Below are 24,554 nucleotides of genomic sequence, written 5' to 3'. Positions count from 1 at the left end.
GTTTTTTCGAGTCAGGGATTGTCTATACTTGTTAAAACCTCCCCTTCGCTAGGGTTGTACTCAATGGCATGGTCGTTCTCACCGCGCTGGTAGCTGTAGCGGCAGCTCTCACCCGACACGCTGGCGGTGTAATCGGTGTCCGCATCCGGGTCAGCGCTGACCGTTGGCGCGTTGGATTGGAGCAGTGCTTTCCAGAGCTCGACACAGCTCTGGGTTGTAATGCTGCCTGGGTTTGTTTCTCCCCCGGTCGAAACCGGCCAGCCCTCGGAGCTGACATCCACATTATCCTTGCCGAACCCTGCCAGATCCTCCACGGCGCCGGAGGCCCCGTTGCTCGTCCATTGCGCCCGGACAAGCACCACTGCGGATGCCAGTGCCCCACCCGCTCCCTCCACGTTCGCGCGGTGCGAGTTCCCGGCCAGTTCCGCAAACCGTGGCATCAATGTGGCGGCCAGAATGGCAATGATGATGATAACCACCACCAGTTCGATCAGCGTGAACCCCTGTTGCCGGCCCTTTACGTTTTCAGGTGATCTTGCGTTCATCCTATCTCCGGTTTCCGCGCCAAACGCATTGGTGGCACCCTACTGTTACCCGATCGCAGCACTGCCCAGGTCCCACACCGGCAGGAATACGCCCAGCGCAAGGATCAGCACCAGTATGGCGACGCCCACCAGCAGTATGGGTTCAATGGATTCCGACAGCCGATTGAGCTGGTAGTCCACTTCTTCATCGTAGAAATCCGCCACGTTGGTGAGCATCTCGTCCACCGAACCGGTCTCCTCCCCCACCGAGATCATCTGCAGGATCAGCGGCGTGAAAAGCCCGCTTTCCCGCGCGGCCCGCAGGAAGCTGTCGCCACGCTCGATGGAGGAGCGCATTTCGTGCAGGTGATGGGCGATCCAGGCGTTGCTGTTGGCATCCGCCACCACCGACAGCGCGCTGGTCACCGGCATGCCCGCTGCCAAGGTTGTGGCAACATTGCGCGAGAAACGGCTCAACGCGATCTGTTCCAGAATCGGGCCAATGATGGGCAGCCGGAGCTTGTAGCGGTCCCACTTGAGGCGTCCCTGTTCCGTGGCAATCCAGCGGTTAACCGCCACGAAGGCAGCCACAATCCCTCCAAGCAGCGCCGGCCACCAGGTGGTCATGAAGTTGGACGTCATGATCAGCACCTGGGTGATGAACGGCAGGTCCGCCCCCAGGCGCTCAAAGGTGGCAACAAACTGCGGAATCACGAAGAAATTGATGATGACCATGGCCGCCGCGAGCGCCACGATCACGAAAATCGGATAGCGCGTGGCCTGCTTGATGCGCCGCCTTGTCTCACGCTCCAGCTCCAAGATGCGCGACAGCCGGTAAAACGCATCATCCAGTTGGCCCGTATTCTCACCCACATGAACCATGGCCACGAACAGCCCTGAGAAAACGCGGTCATTGGCCTGCATGGCGGTGGCCATGGTGGTACCGGTTTCCAGTCGGTCCGCCACGTCATCGAGAGCCTGGCTCAGTGCCCGGGATTTGCTGGTCTCGGCCAGGCCACGCATGACGCGGATAATGGGAATGCCGGCCTTGGTAAGCGCGTACATCTGGCGGCAGAACACGATCAGGTCATCCAGCTTGACCCGGGGCTGTAACAGCTCAATCTGCGCCAGGCGCGCCCCCAGACTAGCGGTATTCTCCGCTTCCGGCTCTACGGAGACGGGCGTAATCCCTCGGCGCTGGAGTTCAGTGGCAATGGCATCCCGTGAGCCGCCCTCGAGCACGCCCTGCTCCAGTACGCCTTTGCTGTTCCGGCCCCGGTACTCGAAACGCATGGTCAGTCTCCCGCCTCATCCGCGAAGCCGCCGCTCAGGGTGGCGGAGACCCGGGCCACCTCGTCGAGGCTGGTGATGCCCTGCTCCGCGTAACGCAGGGCACAATGGTCCAGGCTTTCATAATCCGGCAGGGCTCGCGCTGCCCGTTCAAAGCCACCGTAATCCGCCCGCCGCAGGGCATCCAGCATGCTTTCGCTGAACTCCAGAAGCTCGTGGACACCAATTCGGCCCCGATAGCCGGTGTTGCTGCACTGGTAGCAGCCCTTGCCCACCACAAAACCGTTACTGCCCCTGGGCTCGGGACCGTTGCTGCTAGTATCAGTCGGCATTGGCTCATTCCCCTCCATCAGCTCATCAGAAAGCGTGAGCTCCAGCGAGCCGTCATCGGATCCGGCCTGATCGCCCGACTCGCCACTGGTTGGCGCAGCCGCGTCCGCGGATGGCTCAGAGGTGGTGGACGCCTCCAGTGGCGCATCACCGCGCTCACTGCGGATCCGGTCGATCCAGATCTGCTCCTGATGGGTAGGGGTATAGGGTACGCGGCAGTTGTCACACACCCGCCGCACCAGCCGTTGCGCCAGAACGCCGGCTATGGAGCTGGATACCAGGAAGGGTTCCGCCCCCATATCCAGCAGCCGCATGGCGCTGCTGACAGCGTCGTTGGTGTGCAGGGTGGACAGGACCATGTGGCCAGTCATCGCCGCGCGCAGCCCGATTTCCACTGTCTCCTGATCACGCATCTCGCCCACAAGGATGATGTCCGGGTCCTGGCGAAGGGCGGAACGCAGCACCGACGCAAAAGTGAGCCCGATCTGGCTGCTCACCTGCACCTGAGTGATGCGCGGCAGGCGGTATTCCACCGGGTCCTCCGCCGTGATGATCTTGACCTGGGCCTGATTGAGTTCGGCGAGCGCACCGTAGAGGGTGGTGGTCTTACCGGAACCCGTGGGGCCGGTCACCAGCATCATGCCATGGGGTCGGTGAATGAGCCGGCGGAAGCGGTTCAGGATCCCCGGGGGCATACCGGTGGATTCAAGGTTCAGGATACCCTCTGACTGGTCCAGCAGGCGCATGACCACGGATTCACCATACTGCACCGGCAGCGTGGACATCCGCACATCAATGCTCCGGCCCTTGACGCGGATATTGAAGCGCCCGTCCTGGGGCATGCGCTTCTCGGAGATATTGAGCCCGGCCATCAGCTTAAGACGCAGTACCAGCGCGGAATGGATGCGCTTTTCCTTCATGACCTGCTCCTGGAGCACCCCGTCGATGCGCTGACGGATGCGGATCACGGTCTCGTCCGGCTCAATGTGGACGTCCGAGCTGCGGGCCTGGACGGCGTCCTCGAAAATGGTCTGGAGCAGGCGCACCACCGGCGCTTCGTTCACGTCCGAGTCGTTGCCGAGATCCGCCAGGTCAAAGGCTTCGTCACCGATCTCGTCTTCCAGCTCTTCGGCCAGCGAGGCAATCTCATCGGTCCGCCGATAGACCAGATCCAGGGTGTTGAGGAGTTCACTCTCGCGCACCACGGCCTGCTTCACCGGCTGGCCCAGGAGCCGGGCCAGTTCGTCGTAGGCGAAGATGTCCATGGGGTCGGCCATCCCCACCAGCAGCTCGCCGTTGCGCTCAGCCAACACAATAGCCCGGAATCGCCGTGCCTGGGTCTCGGGGAGTTTTTTCACCAGTTCGTGGTCGAAGTTGTAGTGACGCAACTGAACGAAGGGGATATCCAACTGCTGGGACAGGAAGTTCAGCAGCTGGTCCTCGTCCAGGTACCCCATATCCGTCAGGGTCTTGCCCAGCTTGCGGCCGGTGCGTTTCTGCTCGGCCAGCGCGGCATGCAGCTGATCCTCGGTGATGACGTTGTTTTCTACAAGGAGATCGCCGATGCGGACCTTGCGACGTGTTTCAGAAGCCATGCGTTACCCCTGCTTCTCAGCCAGCCGCTGTTCAATGTACCGGCGCAGCGGCGGCGCCAGATCCGGCAGTGACAAGGCCCGCGCGTAAGCGGCCCGGGCCTTTTGATCCCGCCCCCTGCTTTCCATGGCAATACCCAGCCCGGCCCACCAACGGGCATTGCCATCATCTGTCTCGATCAGTGCCGCCCATTGCTCAGCGGCGGCCTGATGGTCGCCGGTCTGCTGGTACAGTGCTGCCATCATGCTGTGGTAGGACGGCATGCTTCCCGGTCCCGGGGGATCGGACACCAGCCATTCCAGGGCACTCGCTTTGCCTTCTTGCGCCAGGGCCACGCGGGCCCTGAGCAACCGCAGCTGCGGATTCATTGCCACCGCCTGCTCCGGGAGCCACGCCAGCGCCCTGGACGGCGCTCCACGCGCCAGTGCGTTCCGGGCCATGACGGCGCGCGCCCTGGGGGCCTCAGCTCCCTGCTCGAGCCGTTCGCTCAGCCGCTCTTCAGCTTCCGCCAGACGCCCATCGGCAAGCAGCGCTTCAAGCTTGCTGGCCAGGCGACGGTCCTTTTCGGCCGGGGTCAGCTCGCGTACGTTCGGCTTTGCGGCCGCGGAACCGGCGTCCGTCTCGGATGCCGCAACCGGCGCCGTTTCGCCAACCGGCTCCGGGGCCTGAACCGCCTCGCTTGCCCCGGCGGCCTCGGGCTGGGGCTCTGGTTCTGGGTCTGCCTCTGCGCTGGCATCGTCGGTCGCCACGGCCGTGCCCTGAGTATTGTCGGCTTTCGGCACTTGAGCCACAGGCGCAACGGACTCTTCCGTCTCCTCTGGGCCGCTATTAGCACCCCGTTCAGGATTCTCAGAGGGGCGGGGCTCGGCGCTCCCGGCGGTTGCTTTCGGCTCGCCCTCAGCCGGATCCCGGATAACGGGGCGAACCACTGGCACCGGTTCAGGCTCCATGGAGGCAACAGTCGACTTTGCCGGCTGGGAGCCACCGCTTCCCAACCACCAGATTCCGCCGCCAGCGGCTACAGCCAACAGCAGGGCGGCCCCGCCCAGTACCAGGCGCCAGCGCGGGCCGGACTGGCCACTCGCCGCGCTCAGGCCGGCGGGAATCGACTCCTTGTGGTTTCCGTCATTGCTTTGCCGTTTTTCCAGATCCCTTAGGGCGTCATTGAGCAGGCTCATACCAGCCCTCCGAGAACGCCGGGGCGACGCACCACGCTGTCCGTATCCTGGATGGCCTGGCGCACATGCCGGCTGGTGATTTCCCGCTCCCCGCGCCCGTAGGCCGCGATCAGTGCCTTATGGGCCAGTATATTGATCAGCCTTGGGGTACCACCGGAGGCCCGGCTGATCAGCCGCACGGCCGCGGGCCGGAAAAGCCGACCTCCGTTCCAGCCCGCCTGGATCAAGCGGTGCTGGAGGTAGGCGCCAACCGCCTCTGGCGCCAGGGTTTCCAGCCGGTGCTGGAACGTAATCCGCTGACTGAGCTGGCGCAGTTCGGGCCGGGCCAGCAGCTCATCCAGCTCCGGCTGGCCGAACAGCACCACCTGCAGCAACTTGCGGCTTTCGGTTTCCAGGTTCGTGAGAAGGCGCAGCGCCTCCAGGGTTGCAACCGGCATGGCCTGGGCTTCGTCTATCACAAGGACAACCGCATCCCCGGCAGCCGCGTTGTCAATCAGGTGGGTCTGAAGGGCCGAGAGCGCCCTGTGGGTATTGCTGGCATCGTTCAGGGTCACGCCCAGCTCATCCGCCAGAGCTTCGATCAGCTCGGTGGGCCCAAGCTGGGGATTGGGTATGTAAGCAGTGGTCAGCTCACCCTCAAGGGTATTAAGCAGAAGGCGGCACAGCAGCGTCTTGCCGGTCCCGACTTCGCCGGAGACCTTGATGAAGCCCTCCTTCTGGCGCAACGCCACCAGCAGCAGTTCCAGCGCCTGCCCGTGACTGGGCGCGCGCAGGAAGTAGCGCGTGTTGGGCGTAAGAGAAAAAGGGGCATCCCGAAGGCCGAAAAACGCCTCGTACATGCTACCTCTCGCGCTCAGCACCGGGGGCCGGCTTGGGCCGGGGCGATTCGGTGGATTCCATGATGCGGCGCAGATCACGGATCCGCTGGCGGCTGTCTTCCACATCTTTGCCGTAGCGGCCGGTGTTGGCAATCATCGGTTTAAGCAGGATGACCAGCTCGCTTTTACTGGCGTCGTAATCCCGTTGGGTGAACAACTCGCCGAGCACGGGAATATCACTGAAAAAGGGCACCGCAGACCGGGTTTCCTCGGTACGGTCCTGGATCAGTCCACCAATGACCACAATCTGGCCACTGCGCGCCCGTACCACACTGTCTGTTTCGCGCACCGTGCTGAACGCCAGCGGCAGCGTCACATCACGGTCCCCAATGGTAATGAGCTTTTCCTGATCCTCCACTTCCGACACCGACGGATGCACATGCAGAGTCACTACATCCTGATCACTGATCTGGGGGGTGACGTCCAGGGATATACCGGAAAAGAACGGGGTCAGGTCGACGGACGTTGATCGCGAGTTACTGGTGCCCGTCCCGCCGCCTGTGTCATCTTCAAAATCGAGATCCGTGACAAAAAACTCGTCGCTGCCAACCTTGATCACGGCCTTCTCGTTGTTGACCGTGGAAATCCGTGGACTGGACAGCACCTGGACATTGCCCTGGCTGCCAAGCAACTGGATGAGGCTGTCAAACCCCTGAACATCAAGCGCTGTGGAAAACACACCGCCACCCTGGGTAGTGGCGCCGATGCTGCTGAGGCTGCCCTCAATCGTCCCACTACCAACCTCGTCCACGGCATTCCAGTTGATGCCCTGCTGGTATTGCTCATTCAGCTCAACCTCCAGAATACGCGCCTCCAGAATCACCTGGCGCTTGGAGATCAGCTGCATACGGCGCAGGTATTCCTCCACCGTCTTCAGCGCATCCGGGCGGGCGTGCACCACCACAACCCCGGTGCCCGGGTTGGTGATCACACGCTGGCCTTTATCCTTTGCAACCATGAGCTCCAGCGAGTCACTGAGATCCTGCCAGAAATGGGATTCCGAGGTGGTCGTGATCCGGGTCCCGACCACTGCCCCTTCATTATTGCCGTTACCACTGTCTCCGGAGCCTGAATCGCTGTTGCCGCCGTCAGTGACCTGCCCCGAACGGACCTGCGTTTCCGAGTTACCGCTGCGTTTAATGTCCAGATAATCCACCTGGAATATACGGGTTCTGAGCCCGGCCGGGCGCACACGGTAGATGCGCCCTTCGCGACTCACTTCATACCCGTAAAGGTCGGAGACCACGTCCATGACCTCCTGAAGCGTCACCTGGGTCAGGTCCAGCGTGATCGAGCCCTCAACCGCCGGGTCCACCACCACATTATAGGAGGTTCCATCCACCAGGCTCTGGAAGAAGGCAGGCGCTGCCAATCCCTGGGCATTCACGTTGAAACGTTCCTGCTCACTGGCCCCGGACGCACCACCGCCGCCGAAATCCGGCATAAGGGCCCCAGTAACTGCTTCGGGAGCCTGGCCCTGCTCAGGCTCATCCTGCCCAGCGTCATCCTCCGCCAGTTCCTGCTCGATCCGCTTGGTGGTTTCCGTGGACGTCGCCTGCTCGGTCTGCAGCAGCGGGTTGCCGGCACAACCGGCCATAAGCAGGCCCAGTATGACCGGGGTCAGGAATGGAAGGAAACGCTCTCGCATAACGGTTAACCTGTTACTGGCGCCGGATTGACGGCGCACTATCGAGTTCAAGTGTGTATTGCTGACCGTCCACCTCAATCAGCACACGATCCACGCCAATGCGCACGAGAGTGGCGTCGCCAAGTTGCCCCCCCGTCGCAAGGACGGTGCCGTTGATAACGGCGCGCCGGCGTTGGTCCCCTATCAGGACGGAATCCAGCCGGAAGCCACTCTCCGGCGAGGCACTGCCTGACGCCGTCGAGACCGAGGGAGGGCGCGTGGGGTCGGGCAGCGAGGCCCCGTTGTCCGCACCGCAGGCCAGCGGCAGGATCACCAGAAGGCTTATCATGAGTCCGCACCTGCCCCGCTCAGACACCCAGCCACTCCTTATGCAGACTCAGTGTATGCAACCGGATCCGTACCCGGGCCTTCGGCCACTGCTGAGCCTCATAGTCCAGCTTCCGCCATCCCAGACGTTCATCCATGCCCTCGAGCTCCCGCAGATACGCCAGCACATCATGAAAGCCCCCGCTGACGATGACTTCCACCGGATGCGCGTAAAGGCTGGGTTGCTGTTCGTCTTGCGGCTCCGGATCGTCCCCGTCCACCATCACCGGCTCCGGTGGCAGGTGGGAAACACGTTCCAGTGCTACGCCTTCGTGCCGGGCGAGCATCCGGCGTAATAACGCCACCATCTCCGGTGGACTGATCAATCCGGTGGTCAATTCCTCCAGCTGCTGGTCATACCGTTCAAGCCGCTGCTGGAGCTGCCCGATGCGCTTGCGCAAGGGGGCGTTGGGGTCCACTTCCAGTTCCTGGCTCAGCGTCTCTTGCTGGCGTGACAGGCCCTCCAGTGATTGCCGCGTACTCTCGGTTCGCTCCAGAACCCGGCTGTGCGTCTGCATCACGGGCGTCACCCAAAGCTGCCAGCCGCCCAGCCCCAGAACAGCGGCCATTGCCACCACCATCAGAACCCGTTCGCGGCGCGCCCTCGCAAGGAAGGCGTCCGAAAGCGCCTGCCAGCGCTGCTGAAAGCGCCCCTTCATTCGTCCTCCTCTGGCGCATCACGGGTCGAGGCCACTTCAAAACGCAGGGGGGCATCCCCCTCCGGACGCTCAATATTGAAACGGGCAAAGCGGCGTCCGGCAAACACGGGCTCATCCTGTAACCGCTGCAGATATTCCGGCACGTTCTGGCCGTCACGGGTACGACCGACCACCCCGAGACGATCACGCATCAGGTCCACCCGGATCCGTGTGAGCCAGAGCCCTTCCAGCGTCTGACGCGCCAGCCCTTCCAGGTAGGGCGAAAACCCCTCGCTGTTGGCCTGGGCAACCGAGTCCGCCCGTTCCACAAGGCGACGCCGGTCCTGAACCCGCTGCTCCAGCCTCGCAATCTGTTGCTCAAGGGCGGGATCCTTCTGCCGCGCCTCCACCTGCTCCTGAAGCGCCTCCACCGCCTCCTGCTTCTGGGTCTCACGTCGTTCAAGGTCGCTAAGGCGGGCTTGCGCGCCAGCCAGGTGGTACCGCAAAACGCCGCCGGTTGCGGCAATCACCAGCAACACGGCCGCCACCAGCACCAACGCCAGCCTCAGCGTCAGCCATTCCCGGGAGGGCCGGAAGGCGTCTGTATAAAGGTTGACGGACTGCCTCATGGCGTCCCCTCAATCGCCGCCAGCAAGGTCGCTGCGGCCAATCCGGAACCCGGCTCAGGGCTGACGCCGAAAAGCAGGCTTTCCCAGTCCAGGTCGACCACCTCGGCCGTGACCTGGGAATTGAGCATCCCGGCCAATGGCAATGACTCCGGGTGACCAGCCAATTGCACTCTGGAGGGCGGGATCTGACGAAGCTGGCTTTCGTAATAGTCCAGTGAACGCTGAACCTCCAGCGCCAGATCCTGGACCGTCTGCTCTTGGGTAGCGGCATCCCGAAGCCGGGTCTGGGGAATATCCAGCCGGCGCGCCATGTAAAGCACCTCGCCCCGGCAGAAAACGACGTAACCCGTTGCCTCACCGAGATAGACCATGGCCGCGCCCCGCCCTTCTTCATCAGTCCGGGCCAGCAGATTGCGCAGTGCCAGTTCCGCCACCTCAATGCATTCCAGTTCCAGCCCGGCGGCGTGAACGGTGTCCACGGTGCGTTGGATGTCATCCTGATGGGCGCAAACTGCATTAATGAGCGCCCCCCGGCCCCGGGAGGCATCGTCAGGAAAAGGGAAGGTATCAATAACCGCTTCGCTGGCGGGATAGTCGAGCAGGTCGCCAAGCTTCCAGCGAACCGCGTCCGTCAGTTCACCGGGCTCCACGTTCGGACGCTCGGCCTGGAAGATCTGGTATTGGCCCTGGCCCAGCACCACCCTGGTTCGGGCCCCTTCCAGGCCTTGCTCGTTCACCAGCGTTGCCAGTGTCCCCTGCGGGCCAGCGGAACCGGTCTTTAGCGCCCCCTCAGCTCCCCAGCTTGCCCAGTGGATGGCGTCATCCGTTAATTCCAGCCCCAGATGAAGCGACGGGCGGCGCTTGAGCAATAGCTTTCGGAAGGATGGGAGTGTCAGCAAGTCAACCGTCTGCGTTTTCCGGACATTCAGCACCGTTGAGTCAGTGTGCTCTGAGAATGCCCGGATTATAGTTCAGGACTCAAACAGATTCACGCTGTTCAGCCATCTATCGGTCAGTTTTGACAAAATGCTGACACTCACCCACGGAACCCCCTCCTAGAAGGGGATATCGTCATCAAAGTCATCAACCGGATCGGGCATGCCAGTGCCCTGACTCTGGTCGCCTCCCTGGGGCGCATAACCGCCCCCCTGGGGCGCGTTTCCCTGGGCAGCAGCAGGGGCGCCACCACCCATGCCGGCATTGTCGCCACTACGGCTGTCCAGCATCTGCATCTGGCCGTTGATGTCGACAATGATCTCGGTGGTATAGCGGTCCTGACCGTTCTGATCCTGCCATTTGTTGGTCTGGAGCTTGCCTTCAATGTAGACCTTGGAGCCCTTGCGCAGGTACTGGCCCGCAATCTCCGCAATCTTGCCGAACATGACGATCCGGTGCCATTCCGTTTTTGGCACCATCTGCCCAGTGTTGCGGTCCTTGTAGCTCTCGTCCGTCGCCAGCCGGAGATTGGTTACCGGGTTACCGTTGGCGGTATACCGCGTTTCAGGGTCCGCTCCCAGGTTGCCGATCAGAATGACCTTGTTTACGCCTCTCGCCATGTTCCGCTCCTGTTCCTTTCTCGTTATTCGCTGTTATGCGTTTACGGGAACCGTCCCGTGGCTTCCCTTGTCAGGCCTGTCGCGCCACAAAAGGCAAACGCCACAGGGCCTCTTCACTGAAGTACTGGCGATCCACCTTGAGCCAGGCCTCGCTGCTGGCGGCCAGTACGACGGCATCGTCCACGCCGGGTATCGCCATAAACGCTTCCCGCATGGCCCGCGGATCTTGCTGATGCTGCTCGTTGAGCCGAAGCGCCAGACTGGTGGCGTAACGGGGCGGCGCCATGGTGAGAACCAGAAGCAGCCAAACGGCAACGGCCAGCAGGACGAGAACAATAACACCGCTGGCACCAGCGAAACCAGAGAGCCAGCCCCCTAGCGTACCGCCCACAAACGAGCCCATGAACTGGCTGGTGGAATAAACCCCCATGGCCGAGCCCTTACCCGCTGCCGGGGCTTCCTTGCTGATCAACGACGGCAGAAGGGCCTCAAGCAGATTAAAGCCCATGAAGAAAATGAACAGCACCGCCCAGAACCCGGCCACCCGCTGCCAACCAACGCCCATCAGAGCCACGGCCACACCCAGCAAAGCCACCGCCACCGACATCACCTGTTTGAGGCGACGCTTTTTCTCACCAATGATCAGCAACGGCAACATAGCCACAAAGCCTGTCCCCATGACTGACAGGTAGACCCACCAGTGCTGACTTGTCGCCAGCCCCAGGTCTTCCAGCGTCAGTGGCACAATCAGGAAGATGGCGGTCAGCGCCATGTGCAGCACAAAGATGCCTGCATCCAGGCGCAGCAGCCGCCCCGATGTCAGTACCTGGCGGAGCTGATCCCGGGCTGGCAGCGCATCCGGCTGATGGGAGCGGATCTCGGGGCTCGGCACAATGGTCGCTACAAGCACCATACCGATGCCGGCCAGCACCGCTGTCAGCAGGAATATCCCGGTGAGACCATAGGCTTCCCCCACCATCGGCCCCAACACCAGTGACAGCGCAAAAGCCAGCCCAATGGACAGGCCGATGGTTGCCATGCCCTTGGTTCGGTTCTCTTCCCGGGTCAGGTCACTGGCCAGGGCCATGAGCACACTCGCAATAGCGCCCGATCCCTGGAGGATGCGTCCGGCAATCACCCCGTGGATGGAGTCCGACCAGCCCGCCAGAAGGCTCCCGGCTGCAAACAACAGCAGCCCCAGCTGGATCAGAGGCTTGCGCCCGAAACGATCAGACAGCATGCCGAACGGGATCTGCAGCAGTGCCTGGGACAGCCCATAGGCGCCCAACGCCACACCCAACAGCGCTGGGGTGGCACCCTGCAGATCCCGCCCGAGCAGCACAAATACCGGCAGGATCATGAACAGCCCCAGCATACGGGAGCCGTAGACCATTGCCAGCGCGGTTATGGCTCGTTTTTCAGTGGCGTTCATTCAGGCCCCTCCGCAAAAGCGGTGCCATCTTAGCACAGCGTCGCCGGGCAGCTCATGGACCCATGAACAATCCATCTATAACGGCGTACCCGTAAGCCCTATAATGATCGTTTTGCCCAGACCATGGAGCAGCATGAACCACATCCGAATCCGGGGTGCTCGCACCCACAATCTGGCGTCGGTGGACCTTGATATTCCCAGAAACGAGCTGGTGGTGGTCACGGGGCTCTCTGGCTCCGGAAAATCCTCACTGGCGTTCGACACGCTCTACGCAGAGGGGCAGCGGCGGTACGTGGAATCGCTCTCCACCTACGCACGCCAGTTCCTGTCCATGATGGAGAAGCCGGATGTGGACCATATCGAGGGCCTCTCTCCGGCGATATCGATTGAGCAGAAGTCCACCTCCCACAACCCGCGCTCCACGGTGGGAACCATTACGGAAATCCACGACTACCTGCGACTGCTGTTTGCGCGTGCCGGCGAACCGCGCTGCCCAGTGCACGATGAACCGCTGGCGGCCCAGACGGTGAGCCAGATGGTTGACCAGGTCCTGACCCTGCCGGAAGGCAGCCGCATGATGATCCTCGCACCGTTGATCAGCGAGCGTAAGGGCGAACACCTGCAGGTCTTGGACGAGATGCGCAGCCAGGGCTTCATCCGGCTGCGTATTGATGGCCATGTGTACGACATCGATAACCTGCCGTCGCTGGACCCGAAACGCAAGCACAGCATTGAGGTGGTCGTGGACCGGTTCCGGATTCGCGAGGGCCTGCAGCAGCGCCTTGCCGAATCCTTCGAGACCGCGCTGGGCCTGGCGGATGATGCTGCACGCGTTGCGTCTATGGACGACGACGGTCCCTCGGAACTGGTATTCTCCGCTCGTCACGCCTGCCCACAGTGCCGTTATTCGATCAGCGCCCCCGAACCCCGAACCTTCTCCTTCAACAACCCAGCGGGCGCCTGCCCCACTTGCGACGGGCTCGGGCTGGACCAGTTCTTCGATCCAGAGCGTTTGATCCGCAACCCCGAGCTCACCCTGGCGGAAGGGGCGATCCGGGGCTGGGATCGGCGCTCGGTTTACTACTTCCAGATGCTGGAAAGTGTAGCAAGCCATTACGGCTGCGACCTGGATACGCCCTGGGAACAGCTTCCGGATTGGTTCCAGCGCATTGTGCTTCACGGAACCGGGGAGGAGCCGATCACTTTCCGCTACGTGAACTCCCGGGGAGAGGCGGTAGACCGTGACCACCCCTTTGAAGGCGTTATCCCCAACCTGGAACGGCGTTATCGTGAGACCGATTCCCAGACGGTACGGGATGAAATGGCTCGCTCCCTCAACTCCAGACCCTGCCCCGATTGCCACGGATCACGCCTCAATGAGGTAGCCCGGCACGTATTCATCGGGGACTGGACCCTGCCGGCCATGGCCCGCCTTTCGATCGCCCACGCCCTGGAAAGCGCCCACGCCATCACGCTGCCGGGCTGGCGTGGACAGATTGCCGAGACCATTCTCAACGAAATCCGCAAGCGCCTGGAGTTCCTCGTCGACGTCGGCCTGAGTTACCTGACCCTGGAACGCAGCGCCGACACACTGTCTGGCGGCGAAGCCCAACGAATCCGCCTGGCCAGCCAGATCGGAGCGGGACTGGTTGGGGTGATGTACATACTCGATGAACCCTCAATCGGGCTCCACCAGCGGGACAACGACCGGCTTCTCAACACCCTCAAGCGACTGCGCGACATGGGCAACACCGTCATCGTGGTGGAACACGACGAGGACGCCATCCGCGCTGCGGACCACATCGTGGACATCGGCCCGGGCGCGGGTATTCACGGAGGCCGGATCATCGCCGAGGGCACGGCCGAGGCCATCGCCGCCGAGCCTGAGTCGATCACTGGCCAATACCTCACCGGTCAGCGCCGGATACCGATCCCGGAACCACGCCACAGCCCAGGGGATCGCTGGATTACCCTGAAAGGCGCCACGGGGCATAACCTACAAGGCGACCAGGTGAGCATTCCCATTGGCCTGATGACCTGCGTGACCGGGGTTTCAGGTTCCGGCAAGTCCACCCTCATTAACAGCACCCTCTATCCTGCCGCCGCGCGTCAGCTCAACAATGCCACAAGCTTGCCCCCGGAACCCCACGATGCCATAGAGGGGCTGGACGCGCTTGATCGCGTTATTGATATCGACCAGAGCCCGATCGGCCGCACACCACGATCCAACCCAGCCACCTATACCGGCCTGTTCACCCCCATCCGCGAGTTGTTTGCAGGCACCCAAGAGGCTCGATCCCGTGGTTATAAACCCGGACGGTTCAGCTTCAACGTTAAAGGGGGGCGCTGCGAAGCCTGCCAGGGCGACGGCGAGATCAAGGTGGAAATGCACTTTCTACCCGACATCTATGTTCCCTGCGATGTCTGTCAGGGTCAGCGTTACAACCGCGAAACCCTTGAGATTACCTATAAGGGAAAGACCATTCACGATGTGCTTTCCATGACCATTGAAGAGGCCCGCGATTTCTTCGACTCGGTCCCCTTCCTGGCCCGCCGGCTCCAAACCCTCATGGAGGTGGGCCTCTCCTACGTCAAACTCGGCCAGAACGCGGTTACCCTATCGGGCGGCGAGGCGCAGCGCGTCAAACTGGCCCGGGAGCTCTCCAAGCGGGATACCGGCAACACCCTCTATATCCTGGACGAGCCAACGACCGGCCTGCACTTCCAGGATATCCAGCAACTTCTGGATGTACTCCATGCCTTACGAGACCATGGCAACACGGTCATCGTGATCGAACACAATATCGATGTGATCAAAACCGCCGATTGGCTCGTTGACCTGGGCCCGGAAGGGGGCGATGGCGGCGGCCGTCTTGTTGCCCAGGGCCTACCGGAAACTGTAGCGACCGTCAGAGACTCCCACACCGGCCAATACCTAGCTCCCATTCTGGGGATCGCCAACGCATAAAAAAGCCGGACCCCAGGGTCCGGCTCTTCTCTCAGGTGCTGCCTGGTAATCAGGCCAGCATGCGGGACTCAGTCCTCGTCATCATCCTCATCGTCTTCCACGTACTCGACGACCGGACGACCAATGACCTCCACATAGGCCATGGGCGCATTGTCACCGGCCCTCAGGCCGCACTTGAGAATCCGAAGATAACCACCGGGACGATTTTCAAACCGGGGGCCCAGCTCTTCAAACAGCTTGGTCACGGCCTCGTCATTACGCAGGCGAGCGAAAGCCTGACGACGGTTCGCAACCGAGTCCTCCTTGGCGAGCGTAATCAGAGGCTCTGCCACCTGGCGAAGCTCCTTCGCCTTCGGCAGCGTCGTCTTGATCAGCTCATGTTCGACCAGCGACGCGGTCATGTTCCGATACATGGCCTTCCGGTGCGAACTGTTGCGGTTTAATTTACGACCATTCTTACGATGACGCATTGCTCTAATTCCTTAAATCAAAATCAGCGATACAGCGATCAGCCACCAAGGACCCGGTCATCACCGCGCAGGCTCGCCGGCGGCCAGTTTTCAAGCCGCATACCCAACGACAGGCCACGGGAGGCCAGCACGTCCTTGATCTCGGTCAGCGATTTCTTGCCGAGATTGGGCGTCTTCAGCAGTTCCACTTCCGTGCGCTGGATCAGATCGCCAATGTAGTAGATGTTCTCCGCCTTCAGGCAGTTGGCCGAGCGAACGGTCAGCTCAAGATCATCAACCGGACGCAGCAGAATCGGGTCCACTTCCTCTTCGTCCTGCGACTCCTCCGGTTCTTTCTCCTGATCCAGATCCACAAAAACCGCCAGCTGTTGCTGCAGGATTGTGGCGGCACGCCGGATCGCTTCTTCCGGATCAATGGTGCCATTGGTATCCAGGTCGATGATCAGCTTGTCCAGGTCGGTCCGCTGTTCAACACGGGCACTTTCAACCATATAGGACACACGCCGGATGGGGCTGAAGGTCGCATCAATCTGAAGCCGACCAATCGCCCGGCTTTCCTCATCCTGCTCGCGCTGATCCGCCGGCTCATACCCACGACCGGCATTCACCGTAAGCTTCATATTGAGCTCGCCACCCTGAGACAGGTGGCAGATCACCAGCTCCGGATTAACAATCTCAACGTCATGGTCAAGCTGGATATCCGCTGCGGTTACCGGCCCCTCTTCATTCTTATAGAGAGAGAGCTCAGCCTGATCGCGACCATTGAGCTTGACGGCCAGCCCCTTAAGGTTGAGAAGGATCTCAATGACGTCCTCCTGGACCCCCTCAATCGCACTGTACTCGTGCAGCACTCCATCGATCTGCGCTTCTGTTACCGCGCTGCCGGGCATGGAGGACAGCAGAATGCGCCGCAGAGCATTACCCAGCGTGTGGCCGAAGCCTCGTTCCAGAGGCTCCAGAACCACGCGGGCGTGGGTTTGGGTCTGCTCCTCAACGTTGATACTGCGAGGAGTCAGAAATTCGGTAGCTGAACGCTGCATTGGACGCCCCTATTTCGCTATGCGTTACTTGGAGTAAAGCTCGACGATCAAGCTCTCGTTGATGTCCGCAGACATGTCGCTGCGCTCCGGACGGGAACGGAAGGTCCCCACGAGCTTGTTGGCGTCAACGTCGACCCACTCGATCGAGGCACGGCTGTTCGCCAAGTCCAACGCATTGCGGATACGGAGCTGGTTCTGCGCTTTCTCACGTACGCGGATTTCATCGCCCGGCTGCACCTGGTAGGACGCCACATTGACGGTGCGGCCATTCACCTGCAGCGCCTTATGGGAAACCAGTTGCCGTGCTTCGGCACGCGTAGCGCCAAAGCCCATCCGATAAACGACGTTATCCAAGCGGCATTCCAGCAGCTGAAGCAGGTTTTCGCCGGTTGAACCCTTGCGACGAGCTGCTTCCTGATAATAGTTCCGGAATTGCTTCTCGAGTACACCGTACATACGGCGCACTTTTTGTTTCTCCCGAAGCTGGGTCCCGTATTCGGAAACACGGGTACGCCGTGCGCCATGCTGACCCGGCGCCTGATCGACATTGCACTTGCTCTCAAGCGCCCGGACCCCGCTCTTCAGGAAAAGATCTGTCCCCTCGCGGCGAGACAGTTTACATTTCGGACCAATGTAACGTGCCATAAATCGCTGTCTCCTTGATTACACGCGGCGCTTTTTCGGCGGACGACAGCCATTGTGCGGGATGGGTGTCGCGTCCTCGATGTTGGTGATCTTGAAACCTACCGCATTGAGAGCGCGCACTGCAGACTCCCGGCCGGGTCCGGGACCCTTGACCATTACGTCCAGGTTTTTAAGACCGTATTCAGCGGCCGCGTTACCGGCCCTTTCAGCTGCTACCTGCGCAGCAAAAGGTGTACTCTTTCGTGAACCGCGGAATCCGGAGCCACCAGCAGTCGCCCAGGAAAGGACGTTGCCCTGGCGGTCGGACAGGGTCACGATGGTGTTGTTGAACGACGCGTGAATGTGCGCCATGCCGTCAACAACTGACTTTTTCACCTTTTTACGGGTACGTGTACCTGGCTTTGCCATTTTTACCTACCTGTTATTTACGAATCGGTTTACGGGGTCCCTTACGGGTCCGCGCATTGGTCTTGGTCCGTTGACCACGAACCGGCAGACCATGACGATGCCGCAGGCCGCGGTAGCAGCCCAGATCCCGCAACCGCTTGATGTTCATCTGAACCTCACGACGCAGGTCACCCTCGACAGACAGCTTGCCGACTTCCGAGCGCAGGTTATCCACCTGTTCATCGGTCAGTTCGGCAACCTTGGTGTTGCGGGGGATGCCTGTTGCGTCGCAAAGCTGACCTGCCGTGGTATGGCCGATCCCGAAGATATAGGTCAACGAAACCGCGGCATGTTTATTCAAGGGTATGTTGACACCGGCTATACGTGCCATTCACTTCACTCCGCATTCAAAGCTTTGCTGTTTACGTTACCGTCACAAAAGGTGCGGAATGATAGCGCCTGAATCGGCAGATATCAACAACCGCCCCTAAAGCCGCCTCAACCCTGGCGCTGCTTGTGACGGGGCTCGGTGCAAATGACCCGGACTGAGCCATTGCGACGAATGATTTTGCAGTTTCGGCAGATCTTTTTTACCGATGCACGTACTTTCATTTCAGTCTCCCGTTAATCAGCGGAACATGCCGCTGCGTCCGTAATTCTTGAGGTTGGACTTCTTCATCACGGATTCATACTGGTGCGACATCAGATGCGACTGAACCTGTGACATGAAATCCATGACCACCACCACAACAATCAGCAGTGACGTGCCCCCGAGGTAGAACGGCACGTTACCGAATACCGTCAGAAACTGGGGCATGATGGACACCGCTGCGATGTACAGCGCCCCAAAGATCGTCAACCGGGTCAGCACACCGTCAATATACTTCGCAGTCTGCTCACCAGGCCGGATTCCCGGGATGAAGGCACCCGACTTCTTGAGGTTGTCCGCTACTTCCCTGGGGTTGTACATCAATGCTGTGTAGAAGAAGCAGAAGAAAATCACTGCGGCTGCAAACAACAGGATGTACAGCGGCTGGTTCGGCCCGAGGATCTGGGACAGCTCACCGAGCCATTCCATACCTTCCGATTGCCCGAACCACTGCCCCAGCGACGCCGGGAACAACAGAATCGACGACGCGAAAATCGCAGGAATCACACCGGCCATATTGACCTTCAACGGCAGGTGGCTCTGCTGCTGGGCATAAACCCGACGACCCTGCTGGCGCTTCGCGTAATTCACCGTTATCCGGCGCTGCCCGCGCTCCATGAAAACAATGAACCCGATAACGGCAATGGCCATAATGCCAACGCCGAATACCAACAGAAGGCTCATTTCGCCACTGCGCGCTTGCTCCAGTGTCTGCCCAATGGCACCCGGAAGACCAGCAACGATGCCCGAGAAGATCAGCAGTGAGATGCCATTGCCGATGCCCCGCTCGGTGATCTGCTCCCCAAGCCACATCAGGAACACGGCGCCGCAGACGAAGGAGACAACTGCCACGAAATAGAAATCAAGGCCGGTGGAGAAAGTCACCCCCTGGGACGCGAGCCCCACGGAAATGCCCAGCCCCTGCACGAAAGCCAGCCCTACGGTCCCGTATCGGGTGTACTGACTGATCTTCTTGCGCCCGGACTCGCCTTCCTTCTTGAGCTGTTCCAGCTGCGGACTCACCGCTGTCATGAGCTGCATGATAATCGCGGCTGAGATATAAGGCATAATGCCCAGAGCCAGGATACTCATGCGTTCAAGCGCACCCCCCGAAAACATGTTGAACATGCCGAGGATGGTACCCTGCTGCTGTTCAAACAGTGCCGCCAACCGATCCGGGTTGATGCCCGGAACCGGGATGTGCGCGCCGATCCGGTAAACCAGGATTGCGATCACAACGAACTTGAGCCTGGAGTAGAGCTCCGAAAGGCCCTGTCCCTTGGCGGATGCCGGTCCCTGTTTAGCCATTTAGCCCTCGATTCAGTCTTCGACTTTACCGCCTGCGGCAGCAATCGCTTCACGAGCACCTTTTGTCACCCGCAAGCCTTTCACAGTGACAGCGCGGGACAGCTTACCGGAAGCGATCACCTTCGCCTCGCGCACGTCATGCCGGACTACGTCCGCCTTCTTCAGTGCGTCCAGATCCGCAACATCCCCATCAACCTTTGCCAGCTCGTGCAGACGGATTTCCGCCTCCCAGCGCTGCTGACGGGATGTGAAACCGAACTTCGGCAGACGCCCAGCCATGGGCTGCTGACCACCCTCAAAACCGGGGCGGATGCTGCCGCCGGACCGGGATTTCTGGCCAGCATGGCCACGACCACCGGTCTTGCCCAGACCGCTGCCGATGCCACGACCGACACGCTTACGGTCTGCCTTGGAGCCTTCGCCGGGACGGAGTTCATTCAGTTGCATCTTACTGTTCCTCTACCCGAACCATGTAATTGACACGGTTGATCATCCCGCGAATCGCGGGCGTGTCCTCTACTTCCACCGTGTGGTGGAGACGGCGCAGACCCAGACCACGGACACACAAGCGATGATTCTTCTGTGCGCCGATGGGGCTGCGGGTCAGTGTGACCTTGATCGTCTTGTTAGCCATAACGTCAATCCAGGATCTCTTCCACGGTTTTGCCACGCTTGGCCGCCACTTCTTCCGGAGACCGCATGGCCTTCAGCCCCTCAACGGTAGCACGAACCACGTTGATCGGGTTGGTCGACCCATAACACTTTGCCAGGACGTTGTGCACGCCAGCGACTTCCAGTACGGCGCGCATCGCGCCGCCGGCGATGATGCCGGTACCTTCAGAAGCGGGCTGCATGAACACCCTGGAAGCGCCATGATTGGCCTTGACCGGGTACTGCAGCGTGGGCCCATTCAACGGCACGGACACCATGTTCTTGCGCGCGGAGTCCATGGCCTTCTGGATCGCAACTGGCACCTCACGCGCCTTGCCACGGCCATAGCCAACCCGGCCGTTCCCGTCCCCTACAACTGTCAGGGCGGTGAAACCGAAAAGGCGACCACCTTTCACTACTTTGGCCACCCGATTGACCTGCACCAGCTTCTCCTGAAGCTCAGGCTGGTTCTGTTCATTCTCGCTCATCTTCTCCACCTCTTAGAATTGCAGGCCGGCTTCACGCGCCGCATCAGCAAGCGCCTTGACGCGACCGTGGTAGCGATAACCGGACCGGTCGAATGCAACCGTTTCGATACCCGCGTTCTTCGCCCTTTCCGCGATCATTTCGCCAACCTGACGCGCGGCTTCGACGTTTCCGGTTGCACCCTGGCGCAACTCTTTGTCCAGTGTGGAGGCGGCCGCCAACACCTGACTGCCATCCGCCGTCGTCACCTGAGCATACATATGACGCGGTGTGCGGTGGACGCAGAGGCGGTTGGAGCCGCGTTCCCGGATCTTGATGCGCACTTTCCGTGCGCGACGCAATCTGGATTCTTTCTTCGCGCTCATCTGTCTGCCTTATTTCTTCTTGGCCTCTTTACGCCTTACCGTTTCATCCGCGTAGCGGACCCCTTTGCCCTTATAGGGTTCAGGCGGACGGAAAGCCCTGATGTCTGCTGCTGCCTGGCCGACACTCTGCTTATCGATACCCTTAAGCACCAGTTCGGTCGGCTTCGGGGACTCGGCAGTAACGCCTTCCGGCAGCTTATAGTGCACCGGATGGCTGAAGCCAAGCGTCAGATTCACGCTGTCACCCTGAGCTTCGGCCCGATAGCCAACGCCATTGATTTCGAGCTTGCGCTCAAAACCGCTGGACACACCAATCACCATATTGTTCAGGAGTGCCCGCGTGGTACCGGCCAGAGCCCGGCTCTTTTTCGCATTGTTACGCGGCGCGAACCGCAGCTTCTCGTCGTCCTGCGTCACTTCGACATTCGGGTGAATGCTGTGGTTCAGAGTGCCTTTGGCACCCGACACTTCAACGTTCTGACCGTTGAACTTCACCTCGACACCGGATGGCAGCACGACAGGATTACTCGCAACCCTGGACATGACTCCTCCTAGAATACGGTGCAGATTATTTCGCCACCAATGCCGGCCTTCCGGGCGGCGCTGTCGGTCATCACGCCCTGCGACGTGGATACAATCGCGACCCCGAGGCCATTGGCAACACGTGGGAGCTCGCCATTACCACGATACTGACGCAGACCGGGGCGACTTGCCCGCTGGATGCTCTCGATGACGGGCTTGCCTTCGAAATAACGCAGGCTGACAGTCAGCCGGGGCTTTTTATCGCCCTCAACGCTGAAGTCCTCAATAAACCCTTCGTCGCGAAGGACGCGGGCAACGGACTGTTTCATCTTGGAAGACGGCATCTCCACACTCACCTTCTCGGCCATCTGGCCGTTACGGATGCGCGTGAACATGTCCGCCAACGGATCTTGCATGCTCATTCGTATGAGACTCCTGATCGTTTCAGTTGTGCAGCAACAACGCTGTTGCTTACCAACGCGCGGGCTTACCAGCTGGCTTTGCGCAGCCCCGGAACCTCCCCGCGCATTCCGGTTTCACGCAACTTGATACGTGAAAGCTGGAATTTCCTGAGGACACCGTGCGGACGCCCTGTTACCTGGCAACGGTTACGCAGACGCACCGGGCTTGAGTTGCGCGGCAGCTTCTGGAGCTTCACCTGTGCTTCCCAGCGCTCTTCGTCGCTCAGGTTAGGGTCCTTCGTCATTGCTTTGAGGCGCTCACGCTTCTCGGCGTACTTCGCGACCAGGCGCTCCCGGTTGCGCTCGCGCTGTTTCATGCCGACTTTTGCCATTTCCGATCCTTACTGTTTGAACGGGAAATTGAATGCCGACAGCAACGCGCGCCCTTCTTCATCAGTCTCAGCGGATGTGCTGATGGTGATGTCGAGGCCACGGACCTTGTCGACCTTGTCGTACTCAATTTCCGGGAAAATGATCTGTTCCCGAACGCCCATGCTGTAGTTGCCACGGCCATCGAACGATTTGGGACTCAGCCCCCGGAAATCGCGAATGCGCGGGATAGCGATCTGCACAAGGCGATCAAAGAAATCCCACATCCGTTCACCGCGCAAGGTCACCTTGCAGCCGATCGGAAAACCCTCCCGGATCTTGAAACCGGCCACGGATTTGCGCGCCTTGGTGATCACCGGCTTCTGCCCGGACAGCATTTCCAGATCAGCGACGGCGTTGTCCAGCTGTTTCTTGTCACCTACAGCCTCGCCAACGCCCATGTTCAGCGTGATCTTTTCGACCCGCGGAACCTGCATCGGGTTTGCATACCCAAACTGCTGGTTCAGCGCCGGGATCACCTGCTCTTTGTACACGTCTTTCATGTTGGACATCGTAACCACCGCCGCTTACTGGTTATCGATCACTTCTTGCGTGGACCGGAAGATCCGCACCTTGGTGCCGTCTTCCTTCACCTGAAACCCGACGCGATCAGCCTTATCCTGCTTCGGGTTATAGATGGCCACGTTCGAAATATGAATCGGGGCTTCCTTTTCAGTGATGCCACCCTGGGTTCCCATCATGGGATTGGGGCGGGTGTGCTTCTTGACCATATTGATCCCTGCCACAATGACCCGCTCACCACCGTCCACAATACGCAGCACTTTACCGCGTTTGCTTTTGTCTTTCCCAGTGGTGACCACCACTTCGTCATCTCGCTTGATTTTGTTCATAACCGGCCTCTCGTTCCTACAAAACCTCGGGTGCCAGCGAAATGATCTTCATGAATTTCTCATTCCGAAGTTCGCGAGTCACCGGGCCAAAAATTCGGGTGCCTACCGGCGCTTCCTGCGGATTGAGCAGGACCGCGGCGTTGCCATCAAAGCGGATCAAGGATCCGTCCTGGCGCCGGATACCACTCTTGGTCCGCACGACAACGGCCTTGAGCACCTGGCCTTTCTTGACACGGCCCCTGGGAATCGCTTCCTTGACGGATACCTTGATGATATCGCCAACCCTCGCATAGCGCCGGTGCGACCCCCCCAGGACCTTGATACACATGACCTGACGAGCACCACTGTTGTCCGCTACGTCAAGTACGGTTTGCGTCTGAATCATGGTTAGTCTCCACTAGAAACCACTTCGTCTTTACGACAAGAACCAGTGTCCTGGCGCCTCACACCTTCAACGCGCGCTCAACGACGTTGACCAGTGTCCAGGCCTTGTTCCGCGATAGCGGACGACTCTCGGCGATCGTTACAAAATCGCCAACACTGCACTGGTTGTCTTCGTCGTGAGCTTTAATGCGCGTCGAGCGCTTCACGTACTTGCCGTAGAGCGGATGCTTTTCGCGGCGCTCAACCTTCACAACGACGGTTTTTTCCATCTTGTTGCTGACCACATGGCCGTTGAGCGTCCTGGTGTTTCCTGTTTCGTTAGCCATATCAGTCACCTGCCTTCTCAGTCATAACGGTTTTAACGCGCGCAATATCGCGCTTGGTCTGACGCAGCAAGTGAGACTGATTCAGCTGACCTGTCGCCTTGCGCATCCGGAGATTGAACTGCTCCTTCAGCAGCCGCATCAGCTCCTGATTCAGTTCCTCTGCCGATTTGTCACGCAATTCTGTCGCTTTCATCACATCACCGTCCTGTTCACAAAGGTGGTCGGCACCGGCAGCTTGGCCGCGGCCAGATTGAACGCATCGCGCGCCACGTCTTCTGCGACCCCTTCCATCTCATACAGCATCTTCCCGGGCTGGACTTCGGCAACCCAGTACTCAACGGCGCCCTTACCCTTACCCATACGAACTTCAAGGGGCTTTTCGGTAATCGGCTTGTCCGGGAAAACTCGGATCCAGATCTTGCCGCCACGCTTAATCCGGCGGGTCATGGTGCGCCGGGCCGCCTCAATCTGGCGTGCCGTAACACGTCCGCGACCCGTAGCCTTGAGACCATACTCACCAAAGCTGACCTTGTTACCCGTATTGGCCATGCCGCGGTTGCGGCCTTTCTGTACCTTGCGGAACTTCGTTCGTTTCGGTTGCAGCATTTGG

Annotated in this window: 33 protein-coding genes; 1 reads left to right on the top strand and 32 read right to left on the bottom strand. The window is 60.4% G+C overall.

The features are described 5' to 3' along the window. Positions 1 to 11: 11 nt before the first annotated feature. The 12 genes from AC1RQI_RS00320 to AC1RQI_RS00265 form a co-directional block, all read right to left on the bottom strand. Positions 12 to 545 (bottom strand): prepilin-type N-terminal cleavage/methylation domain-containing protein, encoded by a 534-nt coding sequence (locus AC1RQI_RS00320; protein ID WP_481903179.1) that lies wholly within the window; start codon positions 543 to 545, stop codon positions 12 to 14. A 45-nt stretch (positions 546 to 590) separates the two neighbouring features. Beyond that, positions 591 to 1,817, bottom strand: a complete 1,227-nt coding sequence (locus AC1RQI_RS00315; RefSeq protein WP_481903178.1) for a type II secretion system F family protein — start codon at positions 1,815 to 1,817, stop codon at positions 591 to 593. A 2-nt stretch (positions 1,818 to 1,819) separates the two neighbouring features. Then, the gene (locus AC1RQI_RS00310) at positions 1,820 to 3,739 is read right to left on the bottom strand and encodes a GspE/PulE family protein (RefSeq protein WP_481903177.1); all 1,920 of its coding nucleotides are present in this window, start codon (positions 3,737 to 3,739) and stop codon (positions 1,820 to 1,822) included. Positions 3,740 to 3,742: 3 nt separating this feature from the next. Further along, complete coding sequence (locus tag AC1RQI_RS00305) at positions 3,743 to 4,915, bottom strand: tetratricopeptide repeat protein (protein ID WP_481903176.1); 1,173 nt, start codon at positions 4,913 to 4,915, stop codon at positions 3,743 to 3,745. Then, positions 4,912 to 5,754: an ExeA family protein gene (locus AC1RQI_RS00300; RefSeq protein WP_481903175.1), complete on the bottom strand. Its 843-nt coding sequence runs from the start codon at positions 5,752 to 5,754 to the stop codon at positions 4,912 to 4,914. Before AC1RQI_RS00300 ends, AC1RQI_RS00305 begins: the two co-directional genes overlap by 4 nt. Before the next feature lies 1 nt (position 5,755). Further along, positions 5,756 to 7,441 (bottom strand): pilus (MSHA type) biogenesis protein MshL, encoded by a 1,686-nt coding sequence (gene mshL / locus AC1RQI_RS00295; RefSeq protein ID WP_481903174.1) that lies wholly within the window; start codon positions 7,439 to 7,441, stop codon positions 5,756 to 5,758. A 13-nt stretch (positions 7,442 to 7,454) separates the two neighbouring features. After that, positions 7,455 to 7,769, bottom strand: a complete 315-nt coding sequence (locus AC1RQI_RS00290) for a hypothetical protein (RefSeq protein ID WP_416633580.1) — start codon at positions 7,767 to 7,769, stop codon at positions 7,455 to 7,457. A 19-nt stretch (positions 7,770 to 7,788) separates the two neighbouring features. Continuing rightward, the gene (locus AC1RQI_RS00285) at positions 7,789 to 8,466 is read right to left on the bottom strand and encodes a hypothetical protein (protein ID WP_481903173.1); all 678 of its coding nucleotides are present in this window, start codon (positions 8,464 to 8,466) and stop codon (positions 7,789 to 7,791) included. Next, positions 8,463 to 9,074 (bottom strand): PilN domain-containing protein, encoded by a 612-nt coding sequence (locus tag AC1RQI_RS00280; protein WP_481903172.1) that lies wholly within the window; start codon positions 9,072 to 9,074, stop codon positions 8,463 to 8,465. The genes AC1RQI_RS00285 and AC1RQI_RS00280 overlap by 4 nt, the downstream gene beginning before the upstream one ends. Continuing rightward, entirely contained in the window at positions 9,071 to 9,973 is a 903-nt protein-coding gene (locus AC1RQI_RS00275) for a hypothetical protein (RefSeq protein WP_481903171.1), read from the bottom strand. The genes AC1RQI_RS00280 and AC1RQI_RS00275 overlap by 4 nt, the downstream gene beginning before the upstream one ends. A 156-nt stretch (positions 9,974 to 10,129) precedes the next feature. Further along, positions 10,130 to 10,630, bottom strand: coding sequence for a single-stranded DNA-binding protein (gene ssb, locus AC1RQI_RS00270; protein WP_416633576.1), 501 nt, complete (start codon positions 10,628 to 10,630; stop codon positions 10,130 to 10,132). 70 nt (positions 10,631 to 10,700) lie between these two features. Further along, positions 10,701 to 12,062 (bottom strand): MFS transporter, encoded by a 1,362-nt coding sequence (locus AC1RQI_RS00265; RefSeq protein ID WP_481903170.1) that lies wholly within the window; start codon positions 12,060 to 12,062, stop codon positions 10,701 to 10,703. 133 nt (positions 12,063 to 12,195) lie between these two features. On the opposite strand from AC1RQI_RS00265, the gene uvrA reads away from it, so the two are divergent. Beyond that, positions 12,196 to 15,030, top strand: a complete 2,835-nt coding sequence (gene uvrA / locus AC1RQI_RS00260; RefSeq protein ID WP_481903169.1) for an excinuclease ABC subunit UvrA — start codon at positions 12,196 to 12,198, stop codon at positions 15,028 to 15,030. Between the two features lie 68 nt (positions 15,031 to 15,098). Here uvrA and rplQ read toward each other — a convergent pair whose 3' ends face one another. From rplQ to rplP, 20 genes are all read right to left on the bottom strand, one after another. Beyond that, complete coding sequence (gene rplQ / locus AC1RQI_RS00255; RefSeq protein WP_416633573.1) at positions 15,099 to 15,500, bottom strand: 50S ribosomal protein L17; 402 nt, start codon at positions 15,498 to 15,500, stop codon at positions 15,099 to 15,101. A 38-nt stretch (positions 15,501 to 15,538) separates the two neighbouring features. Then, positions 15,539 to 16,540, bottom strand: a complete 1,002-nt coding sequence (locus AC1RQI_RS00250) for a DNA-directed RNA polymerase subunit alpha (protein ID WP_416633572.1) — start codon at positions 16,538 to 16,540, stop codon at positions 15,539 to 15,541. Positions 16,541 to 16,564: 24 nt separating this feature from the next. Further along, positions 16,565 to 17,185, bottom strand: a complete 621-nt coding sequence (gene rpsD, locus AC1RQI_RS00245) for a 30S ribosomal protein S4 (protein ID WP_481903168.1) — start codon at positions 17,183 to 17,185, stop codon at positions 16,565 to 16,567. A gap of 18 nt (positions 17,186 to 17,203) precedes the next feature. Beyond that, positions 17,204 to 17,593, bottom strand: a complete 390-nt coding sequence (gene rpsK, locus AC1RQI_RS00240) for a 30S ribosomal protein S11 (protein ID WP_416633570.1) — start codon at positions 17,591 to 17,593, stop codon at positions 17,204 to 17,206. A gap of 13 nt (positions 17,594 to 17,606) precedes the next feature. Beyond that, on the bottom strand, positions 17,607 to 17,963 hold the full coding sequence (gene rpsM, locus AC1RQI_RS00235) for a 30S ribosomal protein S13 (RefSeq protein WP_416633569.1): 357 nt from the start codon (positions 17,961 to 17,963) through the stop codon (positions 17,607 to 17,609). 107 nt (positions 17,964 to 18,070) lie between these two features. Then, positions 18,071 to 18,184, bottom strand: a complete 114-nt coding sequence (gene rpmJ / locus AC1RQI_RS00230) for a 50S ribosomal protein L36 (protein WP_136550488.1) — start codon at positions 18,182 to 18,184, stop codon at positions 18,071 to 18,073. Between the two features lie 16 nt (positions 18,185 to 18,200). Further along, complete coding sequence (secY, locus tag AC1RQI_RS00225; RefSeq protein ID WP_416633568.1) at positions 18,201 to 19,529, bottom strand: preprotein translocase subunit SecY; 1,329 nt, start codon at positions 19,527 to 19,529, stop codon at positions 18,201 to 18,203. 12 nt (positions 19,530 to 19,541) lie between these two features. Then, a complete protein-coding gene (gene rplO, locus AC1RQI_RS00220; protein ID WP_416633567.1) occupies positions 19,542 to 19,976 on the bottom strand; it encodes a 50S ribosomal protein L15 in 435 nt (144 codons plus the stop codon). Position 19,977: 1 nt separating this feature from the next. Then, positions 19,978 to 20,163, bottom strand: a complete 186-nt coding sequence (rpmD, locus tag AC1RQI_RS00215) for a 50S ribosomal protein L30 (protein WP_416633566.1) — start codon at positions 20,161 to 20,163, stop codon at positions 19,978 to 19,980. Between the two features lie 4 nt (positions 20,164 to 20,167). Further along, positions 20,168 to 20,668 (bottom strand): 30S ribosomal protein S5, encoded by a 501-nt coding sequence (rpsE, locus tag AC1RQI_RS00210; RefSeq protein WP_416633565.1) that lies wholly within the window; start codon positions 20,666 to 20,668, stop codon positions 20,168 to 20,170. A gap of 12 nt (positions 20,669 to 20,680) precedes the next feature. Next, a complete protein-coding gene (rplR, locus tag AC1RQI_RS00205) occupies positions 20,681 to 21,031 on the bottom strand; it encodes a 50S ribosomal protein L18 (RefSeq protein ID WP_349751570.1) in 351 nt (116 codons plus the stop codon). A gap of 9 nt (positions 21,032 to 21,040) precedes the next feature. Further along, positions 21,041 to 21,574, bottom strand: coding sequence for a 50S ribosomal protein L6 (rplF, locus tag AC1RQI_RS00200; protein WP_416633564.1), 534 nt, complete (start codon positions 21,572 to 21,574; stop codon positions 21,041 to 21,043). Between the two features lie 8 nt (positions 21,575 to 21,582). Next, entirely contained in the window at positions 21,583 to 21,975 is a 393-nt protein-coding gene (rpsH, locus tag AC1RQI_RS00195) for a 30S ribosomal protein S8 (protein ID WP_416633563.1), read from the bottom strand. Between the two features lie 65 nt (positions 21,976 to 22,040). Beyond that, positions 22,041 to 22,346: a 30S ribosomal protein S14 gene (rpsN, locus tag AC1RQI_RS00190; RefSeq protein WP_416633562.1), complete on the bottom strand. Its 306-nt coding sequence runs from the start codon at positions 22,344 to 22,346 to the stop codon at positions 22,041 to 22,043. A 9-nt stretch (positions 22,347 to 22,355) separates the two neighbouring features. Next, the gene (gene rplE / locus AC1RQI_RS00185) at positions 22,356 to 22,895 is read right to left on the bottom strand and encodes a 50S ribosomal protein L5 (RefSeq protein WP_416633561.1); all 540 of its coding nucleotides are present in this window, start codon (positions 22,893 to 22,895) and stop codon (positions 22,356 to 22,358) included. 15 nt (positions 22,896 to 22,910) lie between these two features. After that, positions 22,911 to 23,234, bottom strand: coding sequence for a 50S ribosomal protein L24 (gene rplX, locus AC1RQI_RS00180; RefSeq protein WP_481903167.1), 324 nt, complete (start codon positions 23,232 to 23,234; stop codon positions 22,911 to 22,913). 16 nt (positions 23,235 to 23,250) lie between these two features. Then, a complete protein-coding gene (gene rplN, locus AC1RQI_RS00175) occupies positions 23,251 to 23,619 on the bottom strand; it encodes a 50S ribosomal protein L14 (protein ID WP_077529279.1) in 369 nt (122 codons plus the stop codon). A gap of 58 nt (positions 23,620 to 23,677) precedes the next feature. Further along, a complete protein-coding gene (rpsQ, locus tag AC1RQI_RS00170; RefSeq protein ID WP_416633559.1) occupies positions 23,678 to 23,944 on the bottom strand; it encodes a 30S ribosomal protein S17 in 267 nt (88 codons plus the stop codon). A gap of 1 nt (position 23,945) precedes the next feature. Next, positions 23,946 to 24,137: a 50S ribosomal protein L29 gene (gene rpmC / locus AC1RQI_RS00165; protein WP_416633558.1), complete on the bottom strand. Its 192-nt coding sequence runs from the start codon at positions 24,135 to 24,137 to the stop codon at positions 23,946 to 23,948. Continuing rightward, positions 24,137 to 24,550 carry a 50S ribosomal protein L16 gene (gene rplP, locus AC1RQI_RS00160; RefSeq protein WP_349751562.1) on the bottom strand — a complete coding sequence of 138 codons (414 nt, stop codon included), beginning with the start codon at positions 24,548 to 24,550 and terminating at the stop codon, positions 24,137 to 24,139. The genes rpmC and rplP overlap by 1 nt, the downstream gene beginning before the upstream one ends. Positions 24,551 to 24,554 lie beyond the last annotated feature (4 nt).

The sequence above is a fragment of the Salicola sp. AFF1 genome (genome assembly GCF_056783195.1).
The sequence above is the reverse complement of the archived record's forward strand: the minus strand, read 5'-3'. Positions and strand labels throughout refer to the sequence as shown.

Bases quoted from the DNA above. Each gene is read 5' to 3' on its own strand.
- rpsD (WP_481903168.1), bottom strand. From the start codon at position 17,185: ATGGCACGTTACATTGGTCCGAAATGTAAACTGTCTCGCCGCGAGGGG.
- AC1RQI_RS00250 (WP_416633572.1), bottom strand. From the start codon at position 16,540: ATGCAGCGTTCAGCTACCGAATTTCTGACTCCTCGCAGTATCAACGTT.
- rpsE (WP_416633565.1), bottom strand. From the start codon at position 20,668: ATGAGCGAGAATGAACAGAACCAGCCTGAGCTTCAGGAGAAGCTGGTG.
- rplR (WP_349751570.1), bottom strand. From the start codon at position 21,031: ATGAGCGCGAAGAAAGAATCCAGATTGCGTCGCGCACGGAAAGTGCGC.
- AC1RQI_RS00300 (WP_481903175.1), bottom strand. From the start codon at position 5,754: ATGTACGAGGCGTTTTTCGGCCTTCGGGATGCCCCTTTTTCTCTTACG.
- rplO (WP_416633567.1), bottom strand. From the start codon at position 19,976: ATGCAACTGAATGAACTCCGTCCCGGCGAAGGCTCCAAGGCAGACCGT.
- AC1RQI_RS00315 (WP_481903178.1), bottom strand. From the start codon at position 1,817: ATGCGTTTCGAGTACCGGGGCCGGAACAGCAAAGGCGTACTGGAGCAG.
- rplN (WP_077529279.1), bottom strand. From the start codon at position 23,619: ATGATTCAGACGCAAACCGTACTTGACGTAGCGGACAACAGTGGTGCT.
- rpsN (WP_416633562.1), bottom strand. From the start codon at position 22,346: ATGGCAAAAGTCGGCATGAAACAGCGCGAGCGCAACCGGGAGCGCCTG.
- rpsQ (WP_416633559.1), bottom strand. From the start codon at position 23,944: ATGGCTAACGAAACAGGAAACACCAGGACGCTCAACGGCCATGTGGTC.
- rpsK (WP_416633570.1), bottom strand. From the start codon at position 17,593: ATGGCAAAGCCAGGTACACGTACCCGTAAAAAGGTGAAAAAGTCAGTT.
- AC1RQI_RS00305 (WP_481903176.1), bottom strand. From the start codon at position 4,915: ATGAGCCTGCTCAATGACGCCCTAAGGGATCTGGAAAAACGGCAAAGC.
- rpsH (WP_416633563.1), bottom strand. From the start codon at position 21,975: ATGAGCATGCAAGATCCGTTGGCGGACATGTTCACGCGCATCCGTAAC.
- AC1RQI_RS00280 (WP_481903172.1), bottom strand. From the start codon at position 9,074: ATGAGGCAGTCCGTCAACCTTTATACAGACGCCTTCCGGCCCTCCCGG.
- rplQ (WP_416633573.1), bottom strand. From the start codon at position 15,500: ATGCGTCATCGTAAGAATGGTCGTAAATTAAACCGCAACAGTTCGCAC.
- rpmD (WP_416633566.1), bottom strand. From the start codon at position 20,163: ATGGCTAACAAGACGATCAAGGTCACACTGACCCGCAGCCCCATCGGC.
- AC1RQI_RS00285 (WP_481903173.1), bottom strand. From the start codon at position 8,466: ATGAAGGGGCGCTTTCAGCAGCGCTGGCAGGCGCTTTCGGACGCCTTC.
- ssb (WP_416633576.1), bottom strand. From the start codon at position 10,630: ATGGCGAGAGGCGTAAACAAGGTCATTCTGATCGGCAACCTGGGAGCG.
- rplE (WP_416633561.1), bottom strand. From the start codon at position 22,895: ATGTCCAACATGAAAGACGTGTACAAAGAGCAGGTGATCCCGGCGCTG.
- rpmC (WP_416633558.1), bottom strand. From the start codon at position 24,137: ATGAAAGCGACAGAATTGCGTGACAAATCGGCAGAGGAACTGAATCAG.
- secY (WP_416633568.1), bottom strand. From the start codon at position 19,529: ATGGCTAAACAGGGACCGGCATCCGCCAAGGGACAGGGCCTTTCGGAG.
- AC1RQI_RS00290 (WP_416633580.1), bottom strand. From the start codon at position 7,769: ATGATAAGCCTTCTGGTGATCCTGCCGCTGGCCTGCGGTGCGGACAAC.
- rpsM (WP_416633569.1), bottom strand. From the start codon at position 17,963: ATGGCACGTATAGCCGGTGTCAACATACCCTTGAATAAACATGCCGCG.
- AC1RQI_RS00310 (WP_481903177.1), bottom strand. From the start codon at position 3,739: ATGGCTTCTGAAACACGTCGCAAGGTCCGCATCGGCGATCTCCTTGTA.
- rplF (WP_416633564.1), bottom strand. From the start codon at position 21,574: ATGTCCAGGGTTGCGAGTAATCCTGTCGTGCTGCCATCCGGTGTCGAG.
- AC1RQI_RS00265 (WP_481903170.1), bottom strand. From the start codon at position 12,062: ATGAACGCCACTGAAAAACGAGCCATAACCGCGCTGGCAATGGTCTAC.
- AC1RQI_RS00320 (WP_481903179.1), bottom strand. From the start codon at position 545: ATGAACGCAAGATCACCTGAAAACGTAAAGGGCCGGCAACAGGGGTTC.
- rpmJ (WP_136550488.1), bottom strand. From the start codon at position 18,184: ATGAAAGTACGTGCATCGGTAAAAAAGATCTGCCGAAACTGCAAAATC.
- rplP (WP_349751562.1), bottom strand. From the start codon at position 24,550: ATGCTGCAACCGAAACGAACGAAGTTCCGCAAGGTACAGAAAGGCCGC.
- rplX (WP_481903167.1), bottom strand. From the start codon at position 23,234: ATGAACAAAATCAAGCGAGATGACGAAGTGGTGGTCACCACTGGGAAA.
- uvrA (WP_481903169.1), top strand. From the start codon at position 12,196: ATGAACCACATCCGAATCCGGGGTGCTCGCACCCACAATCTGGCGTCG.
- mshL (WP_481903174.1), bottom strand. From the start codon at position 7,441: ATGCGAGAGCGTTTCCTTCCATTCCTGACCCCGGTCATACTGGGCCTG.